The following is a 21,391-nucleotide window of genomic DNA, read 5'->3' as shown; positions in this document are numbered from 1 at the left end:
AGAATCGTAAGTGCGCTAGCAATGGCAATGTTGCGCTCGATGGTCTCACTTCAAAAACAGATGGTACGCCGGATTATCGCTCTGCTCTTGGTACGGATAGCCTAACCGGCTGAGCGAAGCGTAAAACCGGTCGAGGTCGGCATCAGGCACCTGAATCCCGGCCAGCACCCGGCCATGGGCGCTACCGTGATTGCGGTAGTGGAACAGGCTAATATTCCACGACGCATCGAGCGATTCGAGGAACTGGAGCAATGCCCCCGGCCGTTCGGGAAACTCGAAGGTAAAGAGCCGCTCGTCGGTCGCTTCCGGCGCTCGCCCGCCGACCATGTGGCGCAGATGGATGATCGCCAACTCATCGTTGGTCAGATCGAGCACCGTATAACCGGCGTGGCGGAGCCGGTCGGCCAGCTCGTGGCGCTGGCGGCCATCGGTCAACTGCACCCCGACAAAGACGTTCGCATCGGGGCGCGGCGCATAGCGATAATTGAACTCGGTAATGTTATGTGGCCCAATAATCCGGCAAAATTGCTTAAACGAACCGGGCCGTTCGGGAATGGTCACTGCAAACAGCGCCTCGCGCCGCTCGCCGATCTCGGCCCGCTCGGCGACGTGGCGCAAACGGTCGAAATTCATATTCGCGCCGCAGGTCAGCGCCACCGCCGGCAAATCGGCCCCGCGCTCGGCGATATACCGCTTGAGACCGGCCACTGCCAAGGCCCCCGCCGGCTCCATAATCGCGCGGGTATCCTCAAACACATCCTTGATCGCCGCGCAGACCTCATCGGTCGTCACCCGGACAAAATCATCAACGTAGCGCTGCACAATCGCAAAGGTATGCTCGCCGACGCGCCGCACCGCCACACCATCAACAAAGATGCCGACTTGATCGAGCGTCACCCGATAGCCGGCCCGCACGCTCTGATACATCGCATCGGAATCGTCCGGCTCAACGGCAATAATCTCGATATTGGGGTTAATGCTCTTGAGAAAGATCGCGATTCCAGCGATCAACCCGCCGCCTCCCACCGGCACAAAGACCCGGTAGCGTTCGGCTCGCATCTGCTGCGAAATCTCGAGCCCAATCGTCCCCTGCCCGGCGATCACCAGCGGATCGTCGTATGGATGGATAAAGGTCAGGCCCAATTCCTTCTGCAAGCGATAGGCATGGGCCTCAGCATCGCTATAGCTATCGCCGTAGAGCACCACCTCAGCGTTGCGGCGGCGGCACGCAGCGACCTTAATCTCCGGCGTCGTCACCGGCATCACGATCAGGGTACGGATGCCCAATTGCTGGCCGGAATAGGCCACCCCTTGGGCATGATTACCGGCAGAGGCGGTAATCACACCGCGCGCCTTTTCTGCCGGGCTGAGATGGGCCATGCGGTTATAGGCCCCGCGCAGCTTAAACGAAAAGATCGGCAACAGATCCTCGCGCTTAAAGAAAATCTGCGCGCCAAGCCGCGCACCAAGCAGGGGAGCCGGTTGCAGCGGCGTCTCTTGCACCACATCATAGACCCGGCTGGTCAGAATCCGTTGCACATAGGTAAAATCAGGGTTCGGCATAGGTAGAAAACTCCTGTGCGCCACAGACGCGGTTGCGCCCTCGCCGCTTGGCGAGATAGAGCGCCCGATCGGCATCGGCAATAAGGGAAGACGGATCAGGATGCGAAATGGATTGAAAGGTGGCAACACCGATGCTGAGCGTGAGCGTGATCTGTTGCCCATCAACCAGAAACGGCGTCGCCATCACTGTCTGGCGCAAGCGTTCAGCCGCTAACAACGCTGCGTGATACGGTGTTTCCGGCAAGATCAAACCAAACTCTTCGCCGCCATAACGCGCCAGTATATCGACATCACGCAGATGCTGGCGGCACCGCTGCGCCAATTCGCGCAAAATGTGATCACCGGCCAGATGGCCATAACTATCATTCACCTGCTTAAAATGATCAATATCAATCATCGCAATACTGACCGGCGTCTGATACCGGCGCGAACGATCGATTTCGTGTTGGAGATTTTGCAGAAAATGGCGCCGGTTCACCAACTCAGTGAGCGTATCAGTGATTGCCAACGACTGAATATGGGTAAAGCGCAGCGCGTTATGCAATGCCACTGCGACCGTCGCCGCCAACATCTCCAGCGCGCTCAAATCAGACATCGTATAGGCATCGAGGTGATCGTGCCACGCCAGCAATGCGCCAATAATCCGATCACCGACCACGAGCGGCGTTGCCAACAGTGATCGCTGATCCAGATCGCCTTCAACCTCAAGTGCCGGTTGGATTGCCGGTGCAGGCAGGGCATGCGCCCCTGACAGCCGCAGCGAGACGCCGAAACGAAGCACGTAGCCAGCAATGCCGTGCGTTAGCGGCAGTTGCAACCCCGGTTGGCGGCCAGCCGGCGTCACCAGATAGACATACTCGACTATCTGCTGGTCATTCAACAGCGCAATCGCAAAACCGGCGTGGGAAATCAACCGGTCGACCGCGCGATGGATTGCCTGATAGAGTTGTTCGAGATCAAGCGTGGCGCCAATCTCGATGCTGGCTTGGTAGAGGGTGTAGCGTTCATCGGCATTGCGAATGGCGCGCTGGTACATGCGGGCGCTTTGCAAGGCAATCGCGGTCTGGTGGGCGATGGCCTGCAAGAGATCGCGATCGCTCTCTTGAAAAGGCTCGTTACGGAGGCGATACACCGCCAAGATACCCAACGGGGTCTTGCCATGCATAATTGGCGTCGCCAGTAGCGAAGAAACTCCAATCCGCGCTAATTCCGGCAAGGCCATTGGATGGGCAGCATAATCTGGAATGAGGATCGACTTCCCCTGCTCGATGATCTGCCACATCAACCCGCGCCGCGGGCCTTTGGCCGGCGCCACTAGATCAACCGGCAGATTCACGAGATGGCCGGGCAACAACCGATCGTGATCCGGATCGTACACCGGCAGCGCGCCAGCATCAGCATCGAGCAGATCCATCGCAAAACGCACCACATGTTCCAGCACATGGTTCATCTCAAGTTTGCTGGACAAGGTGAGGGCCATTTCACCGAGCCGGTGATCAACCAGCGGCTCTGGCGCTGGCTGGCGGAACGTAATCAGCAGACCGAACGGCACTCCCGGCGCTTGCCACAACAACTGGCGTTGTACCGCATATTGCAAGCCGTTGAGGAAGACATCTACGCTATTTGCAGCCTGCACCAGATCAGACAACAACGGCTCCACATACGCAAGGAGCGGCAACATCGCCTCGCTTACAGCAAGCATCTGGCCGTTGGGCGACACAAGGATTGACAGTTCAGATGTGCCGGACAGATCAACCTTCATACCCGCCCACCGGCAGCGAGATTAGGCCAAGATCTCAGCCGCAACGCTGATCACATGCTCAATGTGCATCCGCTCAATGCCGTAATGAGTCACCGCACGGATGCTCGTATGGCTCATGCTCCCCATCAAGATGCCCCGCGCGCGCAATGCAGCTAGAAATTCATCAACACTCAAGCGCGGATGGGCGAAGGTAAAGCGCACAATGTTGGTTTGCACTTTGCTCAAATCGATCTGCACACCCGGCAACTCGGCTAGACCAGCGGCAAGCAACCGCGCATTGACATGATCTTCAGCTAACCGATCAACCATCTCGGTGAGGGCCACGATACCGGCTGCCGCAATCACGCCGGCCTGCCGCATCCCGCCGCCGAGCATCTTGCGCGCGCGGCGCACGCGGGCAATCACGTCGGCTGGCCCGGCGACTATCGAGCCAACCGGCGCAGCCAATCCCTTCGAGAGGCAGAACATCACCGTATCGACGTGCATCGTCAGATCAGTCACCGGCACCCCCAACGCCACCGCCGCGTTAAAAATGCGCGCGCCATCAAGATGCACCGGCAGGCCGTGCGCGCGCGCCAGCGCATGCACCTGCGCCAGATACTCCGGCGCCAACACGACGCCGCCACGGCGGTTATTGGTGTTTTCTAAACAAATGACGCCGGGCGGGGCAAAATGGTTGTCGTTAATCGTGGCTGCCGCCTCGGCCAAGGCAGCCAAATCGATCGTGCCATCACCCGCGGTCGGGAGCGGATGGTATACGAGCCCGCCTAACGCACTAGCGCCACCGGCTTCATAATGGTAGATATGGCTCTCGTTACCGAGGATCACCCGCTGGCCGCGTTGGCAATGGGCTAACAGCGCCGCCAGATTGCCCATCGTGCCGCTGGCCACTAGCACCGCTGCCTCTTTGCCAACCCGCTCGGCAGCCAGCCGCTCAAGCGCATTGACCGTCGGATCCTCGCCATAGACATCATCACCGAGCGCCGCCTGAGCCATCGCTGCTCGCATCGCCGGGCTAGGCAGCGTCACCGTATCGCTGCGCAGATCGATCCGGTCGTCCGGCGCATCGGCGACAGGCAAAACATAGCCTTGCATAGTGGAAGTAATCCTCCGTGGCACATCATTGACATAGCATTGCCCCATTATATCACGTGGCGCACCGATAAGGTTAGCAAAACAACCCCGGCCGGACTGCAAACTGTACACACTAGAATTGATAGGCGTCATTATGCCGCGCACAGCCGTGCGCAGCGACAAGGGTGGTGATTTCACAACTCATGTAAAAAAACTGCCTCTGCGATTCCGCGCGATAGTATATTGCCCACCGAATAACACCGCTTTCTAATGCCTCATTCACCATTTTTAACCAAACGCAAAGATTTTGCACAAAGATTGTCTATATTCCATGTTGTTGACTCTCATGCTACAATTTGCTTGAACGTTCGTAGTTTTGATTCCGCACTACAACTCTCGTCTGATATTGTGGTCACCATTCTTCATTCGGCACGCGGTCATTCTTTGTGAACGTAGTTCCAAGTTTGGACTACAGGCGAGCTAGAGGAGAACGACGTGCTAGAGATCTCACAGCACAAAGCTCAACTGCGGGACTACTTCAACGGTTTGGGCTTTGAACGCTGGTCGGCCATCTACGGCAACGCCCCGCTGTCCCTCGTCCGGCAGAGTATTCGTGAAGGCCACAACCGCATGCTGGCGGTCGCCGATGCATGGCTAGCCGATCAGCCGTCCCCGACAACGGCGCTTGATGTCGGTTGCGGCGTTGGTTTGTTCAGCCTGATGCTCGCCCGCCGTGGCTACCGGGTGCGCGCCGCCGATATTGCGCCGCAGATGGTCGCCGCTACCCAGCAGGCCGCCGCTGAAGCCGGCTTGTCAGATCGGATTGAGTGTATCGAAGCCGATATCGAGTCACTGCGCGAACCGGCGCAGGTCGTGGCTTGTTTCGATGTCTTGATCCATTACCCGCAACCGGCCTTTGGCCAGCTCTGCACCCATCTCGCTAACCTCACCGAGCAGACCTTGTTGCTGACATACGCGCCGTACAGCGCTTTGCTCGCTGCCTTGCACCGGATCGGCGGCTGGTTCCCGCATAGCCAACGCCGCACCGAGATTCAGATGATCCGCGACCAAGAGGTCGTTAGCATTCTGGCCCGCGCCGGATTGCGCGTGCGCCGCGTCCAGCCGATCCGCAGCCGGTTCTATCACGTCACGTTGATCGAGGCCAATCGGGCTTAGTTTCATAAGGTTGTAGTTCAGAAACGCGACTACAGGAGCGAGACATGCGACGATTGCTGGCATTGGTGGCCCTTGGCGCAGCCGCATTTGCGCTGCACAAGTGGTATAACCGCGAGGTGTTGCTCGAGGGGGAGGGGTTTGTCCGCTTGCAGAGCGAGCACGAGCATTTCCATTTCCACGTCGATCTGCCGCCCGGTATGGAGATCCAGCCCGGCGATACGCTCGAAATTATGCATCTGCCGCCGACCGAAGATGGTCGCACCAATGGCGAGATCTGCTACCGCAGCCCGATCCGGCTGTATAAGGCCAGTTGGCTGCGCCGCTTTCTGACCAAGAAGAGCAGCCTCGTCGAGATTAACGAGCTGGTCGAGCATCCGTAGGGTTGGTGTTGGGCTTACGGCCCGTAGCATAAAGAAGTGACCGAACGCAAAGGAGCGGAGCATGTTCTGGATCAATCCGTTGATGATGGAAATGCCCGGCGAGTTTAGCCGTACCACTCGCCATGCCCTCAAAGAGGCCATCCTCTCGCCCCGCTTTTACACCACCGACTTTAAGGCCATCGATAACCTGCAAATCGATCGCAATGGCCTGCGCGACGAGTTCGACTGGATCCGCGACGAGTTTGCTTACGACTATAACCGTACCCACTTCCGCCGCACCGACGAGTTTTTGCAGAACTTTGACGATATGCCTGAGCGCGATTCGTTTATCGATTTTCTCGAGCGCTCATGCACTGCCGAGTTTAGCGGCTGTCTGCTCTATGCCGAGATGGTCAAGCATCTGCACGATCCGACCATGAAGGCGATTTTCAAGTATATGAGCCGCGATGAGGGCCGCCACGCCGGCTTCCTCAACCGCACGATGGCCGACTTGAATGTCGCGCTCGATCTGACCGTCTTGCAGAAGCGCAAGAAGTACACCTATTTCCAGCCGAAATTTATCTTCTACTCGGTCTATCTCTCAGAGAAGATCGGTTACTCGCGCTATATCCATATCTACCGCCATCTTGAGCAGAACCCGCAGTATTGCATCCACCCGATCTTTAAGTGGTTCGAGCAGTGGTGCAACGATGAGTATCGCCACGGCGAGTTCTTCGCGATGCTGATGCGCTCGCAGCCTGAGATGCTTGAGGGTGCCAACCGGCGCTGGATCCGCTTCTTCCTGCTCGCCGTCTACGCGACGATGTATCTCAACGATGCGCGCCGGGCCAATTTCTACGCCGCCCTTGGCCTCAATTGGCGCGACTACGACCAGAAGGTCATCCGGCTGTGCAACGATATTTCGACGCAGGTCTATCCTGAGACGATGAATCTTGATGACCCGCGCTTCTTTGGCTATATGGATAAGCTGGTCGAGTATGACCGCAAGTTGCGCGAACTGGAGGGACGCAACGATCCGATCGCGTTGGCCCAATCGGCGCGCCTCAAGGCGGCGATCGCGCTGCGCCTGCTGGCGATTTATCGCCTGCCCACCCGCAAGACCACCGAGGCGATTCGCTGGAAGGGCCTGCCCGGCTTCCCCAATTACCCCGGCCCTAACCGGCCGCAGCGGGTGATGGCAGCCGATTAGCAGTTACCGAGCGCCTTTGCCCGAACGAAACACGTTCTAGCTCCGGCGGCAGGAGCCATTCCTGCCGCCATGGGTTCGCTTTTGCTGAACACACTGGTTTCGCCCGGTACGAGTGGTGAGGAACGCCAATGCATTTCGTGGTTCTAACCATCGACGGCAACCATCGTCCGGCGCTGCTGGCGGCTGCTGACCGTCTGCGGCGCGAGCATAAGGTCGCGCTGACGCTGGCGGTGTACGATGCGGCCACCTTGCGCGACGCCGCCGGATGGGCGCAGCTTGATCGCGATCTGGCCAAAGCGGATTTTGTTTTCGGCGCGCGCCTGTTTAGCGAGGATTTGGTGCGCCCGCTGGCCGACCGGCTGGCCCACCTCGATAAGCCGACCTTGATTATCACCTCGAACCCGGCGCTGATCCGTTGCACCCACATCGGCGGCTTTTCGCTGCGCCGCGAGCACGATAGCGAGCCGGGGCCGATCCGGCGCTGGGTGCAGAAGCTGCGCCCGCAAGGTGGGGCCGGCGAGGCCCGCCGCCAGTTGGCGATCTTGCGCAATCTGAGCAAGGTGCTGAAGGTGATCCCCGGCACCTCGCGCGATCTTTACACCTATATCACCAGCCACCAGTATTGGCTCAACGCTTCGCCGGAAAATCTCTATCGCTTGCTCTGCGTGCTGATTGCGCGCTACGGCCCGCAGCCGCGGCCCAAACTGCCCCAGCTCGACCCGTTGAGCTATCCCGATACGGCGCTCTACCATCCCGATGCGCCCGAACTGTTCGCGTCGCTCAACGATTACCGGCGCTGGCGCGGCAAGCGGATTCCCAATGGCGGCAGCGTTGGCATCCTCACCTTGCGCACAGTGGTGCTGAGCGGAAATACGCCACATATTGATGCGCTGGCTCGCGCTATCGAGGCCCGCGGTCTTGAGGCGCGCGTCGCCTATGCCGCCGGTCTCGATATGCGCCCGTTGCTGGAAAAGGAACTGGCTGATGTTGATGTGCTGGTGAACGCGACTGGCTTCGCGCTGGTCGGCGGCCCCGCCGAGAGCCAGCCCCAGCAAGCCGCCGAGGCGCTGACCCGGTTCGACCGGCCTTATCTGGGGTTGGTGCCGCTCGCGTTTCAGCGGATCGATGATTGGCGCGCCGATGATAACGGTCTGGTGCCGGTGCAGCAGGCGTTGAGCGTCGCCATTCCTGAACTGGAAGGCGCTGCCGAGCCGATCATCTTTGGCGGGCCGGCTGCCGATGGCCAGCGCTTTGCGCCGGCCCAAGCCGAGATCGAGCAGATCGCTGACCGGATCGCGCGCCGGGTGGCGTTGCGCCGCACGCCGAACGCGCAGAAACGCTTGGCGGTGGTGATCTACAACTTCCCGCCCTCGTTGGGGACGGTCGGCACCGCGGCGTATCTCGATGTGTTTGCTAGCCTGTTTAACTTGTTACAGGCGCTGGCCGCCGATGGCTACCGGGTGGAAGTGCCGCGCAACGTCGATGAGTTGCGCCGCCTGCTGCTGGCCGATGGCCCGGCCCACGGGGCCGATGCCCATATCGCCGATTGGCTCAGCGCCGACGAATATCGCCGCCTCTTCCCAGCTTACACCGAGATCGAACCCTACTGGGGGCCGGCGCCGGGTGAGTTGTGGCGCGATAACCGCGGTATCCGCATCCTTGGCCGCCAGTTTGGCAATGTCTTTATCGGTGTGCAGCCGAGCTTTGGCTACGAGCGCGACCCGATGCGGTTGCTGCTGGCCAAAGACGCCGCGCCGAACCATGCCTTCGCCGCGTTCTATACGTGGTTGACCCACAAGTTCCGCGCCGATGCGGTCATTCACCTCGGCACCCACGGCGCAATGGAGTTTATGCCGGGCAAGCAGGTTGGTCTCAGCGCGCGCTGCTGGCCGCTGCGCCTGATCGGGCCGCTGCCCAATTTCTACGTCTACAGCGTCAACAATCCGAGCGAGGCGGCCATCGCCAAACGGCGCGGCGCGGCCACGCTGGTCAGCTACCTTGTGCCGCCGGTGCAGCAGGCCGGTCTCTACAAAGGCCTGCGCGCACTACGCGACGCGATCGAGCAGTACGAGCGCAATCCCGATCCGGCGCTGGTGGCTGATCTGCGCGATCGAGCGGCGCAATTGGGCATTCCGATGGAAAGCAGCGGCGATGATCATGCCGATGTCGCTGGCTTGGCCCACGAGTTGCTGCGCATCGAGCAGCGTATGATCCCGCTCGGTTTGCACGTGCTCGGCCAACCGCCCGCCCCCGCCGAATTGGCCGATTTCTTGCTGCTGTACGCTAGTTTGCAGCCCGATGGCGGCTTGCCGGCCCTGATTGCGCGCGGGATGGGGATCGACTACCAGCAGCTCTGCGCCCGCCTGAGCAGCGATTTGGCCGCCCAAAACCAGATGCGCGAGATCGAAGCCCGTGGCCGCGCGGCGATGCTAGCCTACGCCGAAGCTCACGATGCCGAGGCCGGCGCGCGGGCCGCCGCCGCCAAGCTGGCCGATCTTGTCCCCGCCAATGCCCTGCGCCCCCTCTGGCCCAAACTGGCCGAGCTGCGCAACGGCCTGCTCGCCAACTACGAGCTGCGTAACCTGTTGCACGGCCTGCGCGGCGGCTTCATTCCGCCCTCACCCAGCAATGACGCGGTGCGCAACCCGGCGGTGTTGCCCACTGGACGCAACCTGTTTGCGCTCGATCCCTACCGGGTGCCGACGCCGGCAGCGATGCAACGCGGCGAGGCGCTGGCGAACGAGCTGTTGGCCCGGCTGCGCGCCGAGCAGGGGGCATGGCCGCAGAGCGTGGCGGTTGTGCTGTGGGGCACCGACAACCTCAAGAGCGATTGCGAAGGGGTGGCGCAGGTGCTGGCGCTGATCGGCGCTCGCCCGGTGATTGACGAATTGGGCAACGTGGCCGATATTGCCCTCCGGCCCTTGGCTGAATTGGGCCGCCCGCGCATTGATGTGGTGGTGACAGTGAGCGGCATCTTCCGTGACCTGCTCGGCAATCAGATGCGCTTGATCGACCGCGCCGCCTACCTCGCGGCAGCGGCTGATGAACCGCCGGAATGGAATTTCGTCCGCGCTCACGCACTGGCGCAAATGGCCGAGAGCGGCGTCGCGCTGGAAGAAGCGGCAATCCGCGTCTTCGCCAACGCTCCCGGCAGCTACGGCGCCAACGTCAACTTCCTCGTCGAGAGCGGCACATGGGAGAGCGAGGATCAACTGAGCGACGCCTTCCTCTCGCGCAAGAGCTTTGTCCGCACCGCTAACGGCCAATGGCGCGAAGCGCGCGGCTTGCTCGAAGGGGCGCTCCGCCACGTGCAAGCCACCTTCCAGAACATTGACAGCTTTGAAGTAGGTTTGACCGATATTGACAACTACTACGAGAACCTTGGCGGCATGGCCAAGAGCGTCGAGCGGATTCGCGGCCAAGCGCCGCCGGTGCTGGTCGCCGACGCCATCAGCACTCCCGGCGCTAGCCGGGTGGCCTCGATCGAGACTATGCTGCGGCTGGAAACCCGCGCCAAGCTGCTCAACCCGAAGTGGCATGAAGCGATGCTGGCCCATGGCTTCGCCGGCGTGCGCGAAATCGAAGCCCGCGTCGGCCATACCTACGGCTGGAGCGCCACCGCTAACGCGGTCGAAGATTGGGTCTACGACGAGATTGCCGCCACCTACGCGCTCGACGATGCGATGCGCGAGCGCATGGCCGCGCTGAACCCAGCCGCTGCCGCTGGCGTTGTGCGCCGGCTGCTCGAAGCCGCCGGACGTGGCTTCTGGGCCGCTGATGAAGCAACCCTCAACCGCTTGCAAGAGATTTACCACGATCTCGAAGATCGTCTCGAAGGCATTACCGAAGAGAGGAGTGTGGGATGAGCTGGTTCAAAATGATACGTCTTGGCATGCTGCATGTAGCTGTTGCCATCAGTCTGGTGCCGATCACTGGTGTCCTCAACCGGATTATGATCCACGAACTGGGCATCATGGCCAGCGTCGTCGCGGCGCTGATCATCCTGCCGCACCTCTTCTCGCCAATACAGGTCTTGATTGGCCAGTTTTCTGATCGGCATCCGATCTGGGGCTACCGCCGCACCCCCTACATCGCGCTGGGTATTTTGCTCTGCGTGGTAGGCGCGGCATTGACGCCATTCGCCGCCTTCGCGATGGATGCCAACTTCTGGCCGGGGCTTGCGCTGGCATTGATCATCTTTGGGATGTGGGGCATTGGCTTCAATACCGCCGTCGTCTCGTACCTCTCGCTGGCGAGCGATATGTCGCCCTCACACCTGCGCTCGCGCACAATCGCGGTGATGTGGTTTATGATGATCACCGCCGTGATTGGCACCGCGATTGGGGCCGGCCGCGCACTCGAGCACTACACTCCCGAACGGTTGATTGAGGTGTTTGCGATCGCTGCCGGAATTGCGCTCACGATCGGCGCCCTTGGCTTGATCGGCCTTGAGCCGCGCAACGCCACCCCAGTCAGCCACGAAGAGCGCCACAGCGCCGCCGACTCGGTGCGCACGGTGCTCGGTGATCCGCTGGCCCGCCGGTTCTTTATCTATCTGATGTTCATGTTGTCGGCCATTCTCGGCCAAGATGTGTTGCTCGAACCGTATGGCGCGCAGGCATTTGGCCTCAGCGTGCGCGAGACCACCCAGTTGACCGCGACATGGGGCGGCGCGACGCTGCTGGCGCTGCTCTTGCACGGCATCTTTTTTAGCCGCTGGCTCACCAACAAGCGCGGGGCAATGTTGGGCGGGGCCATTGCCGCCACCGGCTTGACCCTGATTGCGCTCAGCGGTATCCTGCATATCCAACCGCTCTTTGTACCGGCAGTCGCCCTGCTCGGCTTCGGCACCGGCATTGCCACCGCCACCAACCTCGCCCTCATGCTCGATATGACCACACCGCAACAGGTAGGTCTCTTCATCGGCGCGTGGGGCGTTGCCGATGCGGCAGCGCGCGGCTTGGGCAACTTGCTGGCCGGCATGCTCCGCGACATTACCGCGCTTGTGGTCGGTCCCACCAGCGCTTACGCCACGGTCTTCCTCGTTGAAGCGCTCATTCTCTGCACTGCGCTGGTCATGCTGCGCACGATTGATGTGAGCGCCTTCCGCAGCCAGCGCCGCGAGCTGGGCCAGTTGGTGGCGGTGATTGGCGATGCATAGAAAAGTATAGAAATACGTAGATTTTGAAACTGAATAGCGGTATAATAGGGCGGCCCGCGCCCTTGCAACGGCGCACCGGCGCGGGCATACCGGGCCGTTTGCTGCCACACGCCCGGCTGGATGGAGGAGATCGTCACACTGTTACCGTAAAAGCCTTGCAGAGCAAAGGATCAGGCGTATGAATCTGTTCCTTGCCGGTCTCGATCACACAACTGCGCCGGTCGAGATTCGCGAACAGCTTGCCTTCAGCCAAACTGATCTACCATCAGCGTTGATGCAACTGACCAATCCCGACAACGGCGCTGCGCCACTCTTTACCGAGGCCGTCATTCTCTCAACATGCAATCGGGTCGAGATCTATGGGGTCGCGAGTCCGGGAACCACCGCCCAACACGTGGTTGATTTTCTGTCCGCGTTTCACCGGCGGCCCGCCGATGCCTTCGTCCACACGCTCTACTTTTATCAAGGGGAAGCGGTTGCCCGCCATCTGTGCGCGACCGCAGCCGGCCTGCGCTCGCTGGTGCTCGGCGAGGCGCAGATTCAGGGTCAAGTACGCACCGCCTATGAGTCGGCGCAACGTATCGGCAGCGTCGGCTCGGTCTTGCACCGTCTGTTTCAGATCGCTTTAGTTGCCGGCAAGCGGGTGCGCCACGAAACGACCATCGGCAAAGGCGCGGCGAGTGTGTCGCAGGCCGGGGTGGAATTAGCCAAACGCCGGCTCGGTGATCTGCGCGGGCGCGAGGTGTTGCTGATCGGCGGCGGCGAAGTGAGCGAGCTGGCGGCGCAGAATCTGATCGCCAACGGCGCTGACCGGTTGACGATCGTCAATCGCACGTCATCTCGCGCTGCGGCGCTGGCCGAGCGTTACGGCGCCGAGATGCTCGATTTCGGTGCATTGCCCGAAGCCCTTGCCCGCGCCGATATTGTGATCAGTTCCACCGCAGCGCCGGTGCCGATCATCTATCGCCACCACGTGATCGAGGCGCTCGACCACAAGCTGCGCGCCCGCGCTTGCGGCGATTGCGATCCGCCGGCAATGCTGTTGATCGATCTAGCCGTGCCGCGCGATATTGCTGCCGACGTCGCTACCGTGCCCGGTGTTCACCTGTTTACAGTCGATGATCTGCGCGAGGTGGTCAGCCATACGATCGAGCTACGCAGCGCAGTGATTGAGATTGCCCAGAAGATTGTCGAAGAGCAGGTGCAAGAGTTCCTCGACTGGATGCGTACTCAAGAGGCGTTGCCGGTGTTGACAATGCTGCGCCAGCGCGCCGAGGAGGTGCGCAACGAAGAGCTGGCCCGCGCGCTGCGCCGGCTGAACAACCTTTCGCCCGAACAGCAAGCCGTGATCGAGGGCTTGTCGCGCAGTATCGTCAATAAGCTGCTGCACCCACCCACCCGCTGCTTGCGCGAAGCTGCCGCGCATGGTCAGGGCAAGCGCTATGCCACCATTCTCGCCGAATTGTTTAACCTCGAACACGTAGGCGAACGAACCGCGAGCATGGTAGGAAATACGGAAACATCGTAACCAAGCGCCGGTATTGGCCTTGTCATTGCGAGCCGAGCGTAGGGACAGAGCGGCGCTCTGTCCACACGAGGCGAAGCAATCTCCTGCTGAAGCGGGATCAGGCTGTTCGATGCTCTGCGCCAAACCGCTTGCTCATACTGGCGCGATGGCCTTGCAGAAACCGTTGGATAGAACGTTATCGTGTAGCACGTTGCGAGGAAGTATGGCACGCTTGCTTCTTGGCACTCGCGGCTCGGCGCTGGCCCGCACTCAATCAGAGTGGGTGGCCAATGCGCTCCGCACTGCCTTCCCTGACCTTGCGGTGGAATTGCGAATTATTTCAACCACCGGCGACCGGGTGCTGGATGTGGCTTTGTCGGCAGTCGGCGACAAAGGGTTGTTCGTCAAGGAGTTGGAACAGGCGCTCTTGGCCGGTGAAGTCGATCTGTGCGTGCATAGCGCCAAGGATATGCCGACCGAGACGCCAGAAGGTCTGATGCTGGCAGCGTTTCCGGTGCGAGAAGATCCACGTGATGCGCTCGTGCTGCGCCACGCCGGCATGGGTTCCGATCTGCAAAACTTGCCCCAAGGCGCGCGCGTCGGTACGTCGAGCCTGCGCCGCGCCAGCCAGTTGCGCTATCACCGGCCCGATCTCCAATTAGCCGATGTGCGCGGCAATGTTGATACCCGCCTGCGCAAGCTGGCGGAAGGCCAATACGACGCGCTGATTCTGGCTGCCGCCGGTCTGCGACGGTTGGGGTTGTGGGACGGCACACCCGGCGCGACAATCGGTGAAGCCGTGGTGTATCCGCTCGATCCGTTGGTGATGCTACCAGCGGTATCGCAAGGCATTTTGGCGATCGAGACCCGCACGGCTGATTCCGCCACCCGCGCCTTCGTTGCGGCTCTCGACGATCCGGCGGCGCGCGCGGCGGCGTTGGCCGAACGCGCGTTGCTCCGCCGGCTCGAAGGCGGTTGCCAAGTGCCAGTAGCGGCCCACGCGGCTGTCACCGCGAGCGGTCTGCGCTTGCGCGGCATGATCGGCGCCCTCGACGGAAGCGCGTTGGTCTTCGCCGAGCAAACCGGCGCCGTCGAGCAAGCCGAAGCGTTAGGCGTTGCCGTGGCGGAAGCGTTGCTAGCCCAAGGCGGTGACGCCATTTTGGCCGCGATCCGCAGCCAATTGGAGGCGCGGCGATGAGCGCCCTCGCCGGTCGCCGGATCGCGATCACCCGCCCTGCCGGGCGCGGCGATACGCTAGCCGAGCGGTTGCGCGCGCTGGGTGCGATCCCGTTGCTGACGCCGTTGATCGCCTATGCCCCACCCGCTGATCCGGCTCCGCTGCAACAGGCGCTCAGCCGGCTAGCCGATAGGCAATACGATTGGCTGGTAGTGACCAGCCGCCAAGCCGTGCAAGCGTTGGCAGATGCGGTTGTGCCCGCCGCCACCGCGATCGCCGCCGTCGGCAAAGGCACTGCCGCCGATTGCCGGCGAGTGTGGGGGCGCGAGCCGGCCAGTGTGCCTGATGAGGAACTCGGCGCGGCCTTGCCGCAAGCGATGGGCAACCTTGCCGGGAGGCGCGTGTTACTGCCGTGCGCCGACATCGCCCCGCCAACCTTGACTGAGGCGTTGCAGGCAGCGGGAGCCAGCGTTGATCGGGTCACTGCGTACCGCACCATCGCCGGCCCCGGCGCTGCCGATCTTGCCACCGCCCTCCACGCCGGTGAAGTCGATGCGATTGTGCTGGCCAGCGGCTCAGCGGCGCGCCAGTTGCGCCCGCTGATCCCGCTGCATGCCCAGCCGCCAGCGCTCGTCTGCATCGGCCCCAGTACGGCGGCAGTCTGCGCTGCCGTTGAGCTGCCGGTCGCCGCGGTCGCCGAGCGACCTAACGATGAGGCGCTGATTGCGGCGCTCGAACAGGTGTTTATTGCACACAAATTTGCCTAGCCCTAAACCACTCCCAGTCCCCCCTCCCCCGCTGGGGGAGGAGCCGGGGGTGGGGGCCTTCCCCCCTCCCCCAGCGGCGGTGGGGCCGGAGGTGGGGGCCTTCCCCCCTCCCCCAACGGCGGTGGGGCCGGGGGTGGGGGCCCAGAAAACGTCACCTTGTACGGCTACGGTTCTCTGAAACCACGGAGTGAACGCATGGAAACGCTCTCGTCACGCACGCCGGTCACAAATGGCATCACCAACCACTTGCCTACGCCGGTGCAACGTCCGCGCCGGCTGCGCATCAGTCCCGCCCTGCGCGATCTGGTGCGCGAAACCCGGCTGACGCCTGCCCAACTGATCGCACCGATCTTTGTCCGCCACGGGCGCGATCTGCGGGTAGCCATTCGCTCGATGCCCGGCCAGTACCAGATGTCGCCCGATCAGGCCGCCCGCGAGGCGCGCGAGCTGGCCGAACGCGGGATTCGCGCAGTGCTGCTGTTTGGCATCCCCGCCCACAAGGATGCCTGCGGCAGCGAGAATGCCGATCCCGATGGGATTGTGCCGCAAGCGATTCGGGCAATCAAGGATGCCGTGCCCGGTATGGTCGTGATCAGCGATATGTGTTTCTGCGAGTATACCGATCACGGGCACTGCGGTGTGCTCAATTCGCCCGACCGCAGCGATTTCCAACCGCAGCTCGGTGAGGGCTATCTGTTGAATGATCCAACTCTTGCCCTGCTGGCCGAGGCGTCGGTGGTGCATGCCCGCGCTGGGGCCGACATCATCGCGCCGTCGGGCATGATCGACGGAATGGTGGCCACGATCCGCGCGGCGCTTGACTCAGCCGGTCTGAGCCACACCTCGATTATGAGCTACGCCGCCAAGTATGCCAGCGGGTTCTACGGCCCCTTCCGCGATGCCGCCGAAAGCCCGCCCCAGTTCGGCGACCGCAGCCAGTACCAGATGGATCCGGCCAATGCCCGCGAGGCGCTGCGCGAAGTCGATCTCGATGTGGCCGAAGGCGCCGATATTCTGATGGTCAAACCGGCGCTGGCCTACCTCGACATCATTCGCCAAGTGCGCGATCGCCACACCCTGCCGCTGGCCGCCTACCAAGTCAGCGGCGAGTACAGCATGGTCAAGGCGGCTGCCTTGCAAGGCTGGCTCGATGAACAGCGCATCGCGCTTGAGACGTTGACCGCCATTCGCCGCGCCGGGGCCGATATGATTATCACCTACTGGGCCAAAGAGGCGGCGGAGTGGCTGGGTTGAAGGGGTATTTCTAGGCAAAGACAAGCGTTCGCTGCGGTCATTCTGAAACAGTGAGGAGTCTATGCGAGATCGTTTCCTGCGCGCATGCCGCCGCCAACCGGTTGATCGCACCCCGATTTGGCTGATGCGCCAAGCGGGCCGCTATATGCCTGAATACCGCGCCGTGCGCGAGCGCTACGGCTTTTTGCAGATGGTCAAGACGCCGGAAGTGGCCGCCGAGGTGACGCTGCAACCGATTCAGGCCTTTGGGGTGGATGCGGCGATCATCTTTGCCGATATTTTGCCCCCGCTTGAGGGGTTGGGATTCCAGCTCACCTATGAAAAGGGTGAGGGGCCGGTGATCCATAACCCGATCCGCCAGCCGCGCGATGTCGCTGCCCTTCATAGCAGCGATCCACGTGAGACGGTCGCCTATACGCTCACCGCGCTGCGGCTGGTGAAGCGCGAATTGAACGGCTTGCCGCTGATCGGTTTTAGCGGCGCGCCCTTTACATTGGCCAGCTACGCCATCGAAGGCGGCGGCTCGAAAGAGTATCGCTTGACCAAGCGCTTTATGTATGAGCAACCGGCGGCATGGCACGATCTGATGGAACGGCTCAGCCAATTGGTCGCCGAGTACCTGATCGCGCAGGTCGAGGCCGGCGCTGACGCGGTGCAGATCTTTGATAGCTGGGCCGGCGCGCTCGCCCCCGCCGACTACCGCGATTTTGTGCTGCGCCACACCCAAAACGTGGTCGCAACCGTCCGCTCCCGCCTCGGCGAAGCTGCGCCGCCGATTATCTACTTCGGCACCGATATGGCCGGCCTCGCCGGTGAATTGCGCCAGATCGGGGCCGATGTGCTCGGCGTCGATTGGCGGATCGACCTCGATGTGGCATGGGCGCAGTATGGCTACGAGCACGCGGTGCAGGGCAACCTCGATCCTACGACCCTCTTTGCGCCGCGCGAGCTGATCGCGGCCCGTGCTCGCGAGATTTTGCAGCGCGCCGGCGGTCGTCCCGGCCATATCTTCAACCTCGGCCATGGCATTCTCACCGAGACGCCGGTCGACCACGTGCGCTATCTGGTCGAGTTCGTGCAGTCGTTCCCCTTGCCGGCTGAAACGCCTGCGTTACAGGAGGTTATGCAATGAGTGTCGCCACCGAGCGCTACGCTCGCTCGCAAGCTAATTTCGCCGCTGCCCAAGCCGTTATTCCCGGCGGGGTCAATTCGCCGGTGCGCGCCTTCCGTGGCGTCGGCGGCACACCGATCTTTTTCGATCGCGGGCAAGGCGCCTATGTCTGGGATGTGGATGGCAATCGCTACATCGATTACGTGCTCTCGTGGGGGCCGCTGCTGCTTGGCCATGCCCATCCCACGGTCGCGCAGGCGATCGCTGAGCAGGCCCAGCGCGGCACCAGCTTCGGCGCGCCGACCGAACTCGAAACCGAACTGGCCCGGCTGGTGATCGATCTCGTGCCGTCGATCGAACAGATCCGTTTTGTCAACAGCGGCACCGAAGCCACCATGAGCGCGTTGCGGCTGGCTCGCGCTGCCACTGGTCGCCGCCTGATCGTCAAGTTCACCGGCTGCTACCACGGCCACGCCGATATGCTGCTGGTGCAGGCCGGCAGCGGCGTCGCCACCCTCGGCCTGCCCGATAGCCCCGGCGTACCGCCTGCCGTCGCCGCCGAGACAATCACCGTCGAGTACAACGACCTCGATGCGGTCGCCAACCTCTTCGCCAACCGCGGCGCTGAGATCGCCGCCGTTATCGTTGAGCCAATCGCCGCCAATATGGGGTTCGTCTTGCCCAAACCCGGCTTTCTCAGCGGCTTGCGCGAGATGACCCAACGCTACGGCGCTATCTTTATTCTCGACGAAGTGATGACCGGCTTCCGCGTCGCTCCCGGCGGCGCGCAGGCGCTGTGGGGGCTTGACCCCGACCTGACCTGTTTAGGCAAGGTGATCGGCGGCGGCTTGCCGGTCGGCGCGTATGCCGGCAAACGCCAATATATGCAACTGGTCGCGCCCGCCGGCCCGATGTATCAGGCCGGCACCCTCAGCGGCAACCCGCTGGCGATGATCGCCGGACTAACCACCCTGCGCACCGCCTTCGCCAACGATGGCGCTGCGTTCGAGCAAGCGGTCACGCTGACTACCAATCTCGCCAACGGCCTGCGCGATCTGGGTACACGCTACCGCATTCCGTTGCAAGTTGGCAACGTGGGCACGATGTTCGGCTGCTACTTCCTGCGCCATCCCGATGCCCAGATCACCAACTACGCCGAAGCCAAGGCCAACGCCGATACCCAGCGCTATGCCCGCTTCTTCTGGGCCATGGCGGAACGCGGCGTCTACTTGGCGCCGTCGCAGTTTGAAGCCGGCTTCGTCAGCACGGCCCACACCGCTGCCGACATCGAGCAGACGCTGGCCGCGGCAGAAGAAGCGTTCGCCCAACTATAACCAACGCCGAGGCGCAAAGGGTTTGGGTACGCCACCAACGCGTTTCGCCGCGCTGCAAGCCGGCAGCGCAACCCAAACCCTTTGCGGCCTTTGCCTGAGCCGCAAAGGGAGATAGCACAACCAACGTATGCCATATCGAGACCCAACCGGCCATGCTCTCAACGACCATCACAACCCTTTGCGTTCTTTGCGCCCTTCGCGCCTTTGCGTTTACCCCTTTGCGCCTTTGCTTGCTTCGCGCCTTTGCCTGAGCCGTAAAGGGATGAACATCACAACCAACGCATGCCATATCGAGACCAAACCGGCCATGCTCTCAACGACCATCACAACCCTTTGCGCTCTTTGCGTCCTTCGCGCCTTTGCGTTTATCCCTTTGCGCCTTTGCTTGCTTCGCGCCTTTGCGTTTACCCCTTTGCGGCTTTGCTTGCTTTGCGTCCTTACGTCAAAGGAGACGATACCATGACCATCACTGACACTCGCTCGCTCGTTCACGATCTGATGCGCGCCGGCCAGCAAAAACTCTGCGCCGCGTTTGAAGAGACCGACGGCCAGCAACGGTTTGCCGAACAGAGTTGGGAACGGCCCGGCGGCGGCGGCGGCACGGCCCGCGTCATGACCGAAGGCGCCGTCTTCGAGCGCGCCGGCGTCAATGTGTCAGCCGTCTACGGCGCCGAGGTGCCGCCAAGCATCTGGCAACACCGCCCCTCAACCCGCGGCCAGCCCTACTTCGCCACCGGCATCTCGATGGTGCTGCACCCGCGCAACCCCTACGTCCCGGCGTTCCACGCCAACTTCCGCTACTTCGAGGCCGGCGATGAATGGTGGTTTGGCGGCGGCATGGATCTGACGCCAAGCTATGGCTTTGAAGAAGACGCTCGCCACTTTCACGTCACCCTGCGCGACTACTGCGCCCGCCATCCGATCGCTGACTACCAAACTATGAAAGAGACCTGCGACCGCTATTTCTTCCTCAAACATCGCAACGAAATGCGCGGCATCGGCGGCATCTTCTTCGACGATCTCCACCCAGACGGGCCAGACAGCTTCGAGCGCGCGTTTGCGTTCGTCAGCGATGGCATCACCACCATTCTCGACGCCTACCTGCCGATTGTGCGCCGGCGCATGCACACCCCCTACGGCGAGCGCGAACGTTCGTGGCAGCTCTACCGGCGCGGCAGGTACGTCGAATTTAACCTGATCTACGACCGCGGCACCCTGTTTGGCTTGCAAACCAGCGGCAACATCGAAGCTATCTTGATGTCGCTACCGCCGCTCGCCCGCTGGGAATTCAATTACCGGCCCGAACCCGGCTCGCCCGAAGCGGCCATGGCCGAATTCCTCAAACCACGTGATTGGGCGGCCTCGTAACGCCGCACGGCTGTGCGGCTCCATCAAACCGCCCGGCGGTACGGCTTTGAGGGACGGACAAAACACTCGGTCGATCACAACCGTTGATCGCAGTGAGATGCTTCAACGCTCGTTTCTACGCTCCCCTCTCCCGCGCCAGTGGGAGAGGGGCTGGGGGTGATGGCATCAGCCCGCGCAGCGGGCTTCGTAACCCTAGCCCGGCCCTTCAGGGCCGGGTGCCGGAGCAGATGTTCTGTCCGCCCTTGAACGCCAATGGGAGAGGGGCTGGGGGTGAGGGCATCAGCCCGCGCAGCAGGCTTCGTAACCCTAGCCCGGCCCTTCAGGGCCGGGTGCCGGAGCAGATGTTCTGTCCGCCCTTGAGCGCCAGTGGGAGAGGGGCTGGGGGTGATGGCATCAGCCCGCGCAGCGGGCTTCGTAACCCTAGCCCGGCCCTTCAGGGCCGGGTGCCGGAGCAGATGTTCTGTCCGCCCTTGAACGCCAATGGGAGAGGAGCTGGGGGTGAGGGCATCAGCCCGCGCAGCAGGCTTCGTAACCCTAGCCCGGCCCTTCAGGGCCGGGTGCCGGAGCA

General features: G+C 62.2%; 15 protein-coding genes. 12 read left to right on the top strand and 3 right to left on the bottom strand.

The genetic code is table 11. The features are described 5' to 3' along the window. Positions 1–45 precede the first annotated feature (45 nt). Genes ilvA through ltaE form a run of 3 tightly spaced genes read right to left on the bottom strand, consistent with a single transcriptional unit; the run spans position 46 to position 4,420 of the window. Entirely contained in the window at positions 46–1,563 is a 1,518-nt protein-coding gene (ilvA, locus tag A6A03_RS13115) for a threonine ammonia-lyase, biosynthetic (RefSeq protein ID WP_066789135.1), read from the bottom strand. Beyond that, complete coding sequence (locus A6A03_RS13110) at positions 1,550–3,325, bottom strand: sensor domain-containing diguanylate cyclase (protein ID WP_066789132.1); 1,776 nt, start codon at positions 3,323–3,325, stop codon at positions 1,550–1,552. Before A6A03_RS13110 ends, ilvA begins: the two co-directional genes overlap by 14 nt. A gap of 21 nt (positions 3,326–3,346) precedes the next feature. Next, positions 3,347–4,420, bottom strand: a complete 1,074-nt coding sequence (gene ltaE, locus A6A03_RS13105) for a low-specificity L-threonine aldolase (RefSeq protein ID WP_066789129.1) — start codon at positions 4,418–4,420, stop codon at positions 3,347–3,349. 474 nt (positions 4,421–4,894) lie between these two features. Between ltaE and bchM the strand changes: the two genes are divergently transcribed. From bchM to hemF, 12 genes are all read left to right on the top strand, one after another. Then, positions 4,895–5,575, top strand: coding sequence for a magnesium protoporphyrin IX methyltransferase (bchM, locus tag A6A03_RS13100; protein WP_066789126.1), 681 nt, complete (start codon positions 4,895–4,897; stop codon positions 5,573–5,575). A gap of 44 nt (positions 5,576–5,619) precedes the next feature. Further along, positions 5,620–5,955, top strand: coding sequence for a hypothetical protein (locus tag A6A03_RS13095; RefSeq protein ID WP_066789123.1), 336 nt, complete (start codon positions 5,620–5,622; stop codon positions 5,953–5,955). A gap of 61 nt (positions 5,956–6,016) precedes the next feature. Beyond that, positions 6,017–7,144 carry a magnesium-protoporphyrin IX monomethyl ester (oxidative) cyclase gene (acsF, locus tag A6A03_RS13090; protein WP_066789121.1) on the top strand — a complete coding sequence of 376 codons (1,128 nt, stop codon included), beginning with the start codon at positions 6,017–6,019 and terminating at the stop codon, positions 7,142–7,144. A gap of 128 nt (positions 7,145–7,272) precedes the next feature. Then, on the top strand, positions 7,273–11,010 hold the full coding sequence (locus A6A03_RS13085; protein WP_066789119.1) for a magnesium chelatase subunit H: 3,738 nt from the start codon (positions 7,273–7,275) through the stop codon (positions 11,008–11,010). Further along, positions 11,007–12,305 carry a BCD family MFS transporter gene (locus A6A03_RS13080; RefSeq protein ID WP_066789116.1) on the top strand — a complete coding sequence of 433 codons (1,299 nt, stop codon included), beginning with the start codon at positions 11,007–11,009 and terminating at the stop codon, positions 12,303–12,305. Before A6A03_RS13085 ends, A6A03_RS13080 begins: the two co-directional genes overlap by 4 nt. A 178-nt stretch (positions 12,306–12,483) precedes the next feature. Continuing rightward, positions 12,484–13,833 (top strand): glutamyl-tRNA reductase, encoded by a 1,350-nt coding sequence (hemA, locus tag A6A03_RS13075; RefSeq protein WP_066789112.1) that lies wholly within the window; start codon positions 12,484–12,486, stop codon positions 13,831–13,833. Between the two features lie 202 nt (positions 13,834–14,035). Beyond that, positions 14,036–15,010, top strand: coding sequence for a hydroxymethylbilane synthase (hemC, locus tag A6A03_RS13070; RefSeq protein WP_066789109.1), 975 nt, complete (start codon positions 14,036–14,038; stop codon positions 15,008–15,010). After that, positions 15,007–15,756 (top strand): uroporphyrinogen-III synthase, encoded by a 750-nt coding sequence (locus A6A03_RS13065; protein ID WP_066789106.1) that lies wholly within the window; start codon positions 15,007–15,009, stop codon positions 15,754–15,756. The genes hemC and A6A03_RS13065 overlap by 4 nt, the downstream gene beginning before the upstream one ends. Before the next feature lie 195 nt (positions 15,757–15,951). Beyond that, positions 15,952–17,010: a porphobilinogen synthase gene (hemB, locus tag A6A03_RS13060; protein ID WP_066789103.1), complete on the top strand. Its 1,059-nt coding sequence runs from the start codon at positions 15,952–15,954 to the stop codon at positions 17,008–17,010. A gap of 61 nt (positions 17,011–17,071) precedes the next feature. Then, entirely contained in the window at positions 17,072–18,142 is a 1,071-nt protein-coding gene (gene hemE, locus A6A03_RS13055) for a uroporphyrinogen decarboxylase (RefSeq protein WP_066789096.1), read from the top strand. Then, the gene (gene hemL, locus A6A03_RS13050) at positions 18,139–19,455 is read left to right on the top strand and encodes a glutamate-1-semialdehyde 2,1-aminomutase (RefSeq protein WP_066789094.1); all 1,317 of its coding nucleotides are present in this window, start codon (positions 18,139–18,141) and stop codon (positions 19,453–19,455) included. Before hemE ends, hemL begins: the two co-directional genes overlap by 4 nt. 459 nt (positions 19,456–19,914) lie before the next feature. Beyond that, positions 19,915–20,823 (top strand): oxygen-dependent coproporphyrinogen oxidase, encoded by a 909-nt coding sequence (gene hemF / locus A6A03_RS13045; protein ID WP_066789092.1) that lies wholly within the window; start codon positions 19,915–19,917, stop codon positions 20,821–20,823. The last annotated feature ends 568 nt before the right edge of the window (positions 20,824–21,391 follow it).

It is taken from the genome of Chloroflexus islandicus (genome assembly GCF_001650695.1).
GTDB classification, from domain to species: domain Bacteria; phylum Chloroflexota; class Chloroflexia; order Chloroflexales; family Chloroflexaceae; genus Chloroflexus; species Chloroflexus islandicus.
This window is presented reverse-complemented; position numbering and strand designations above follow the sequence as displayed.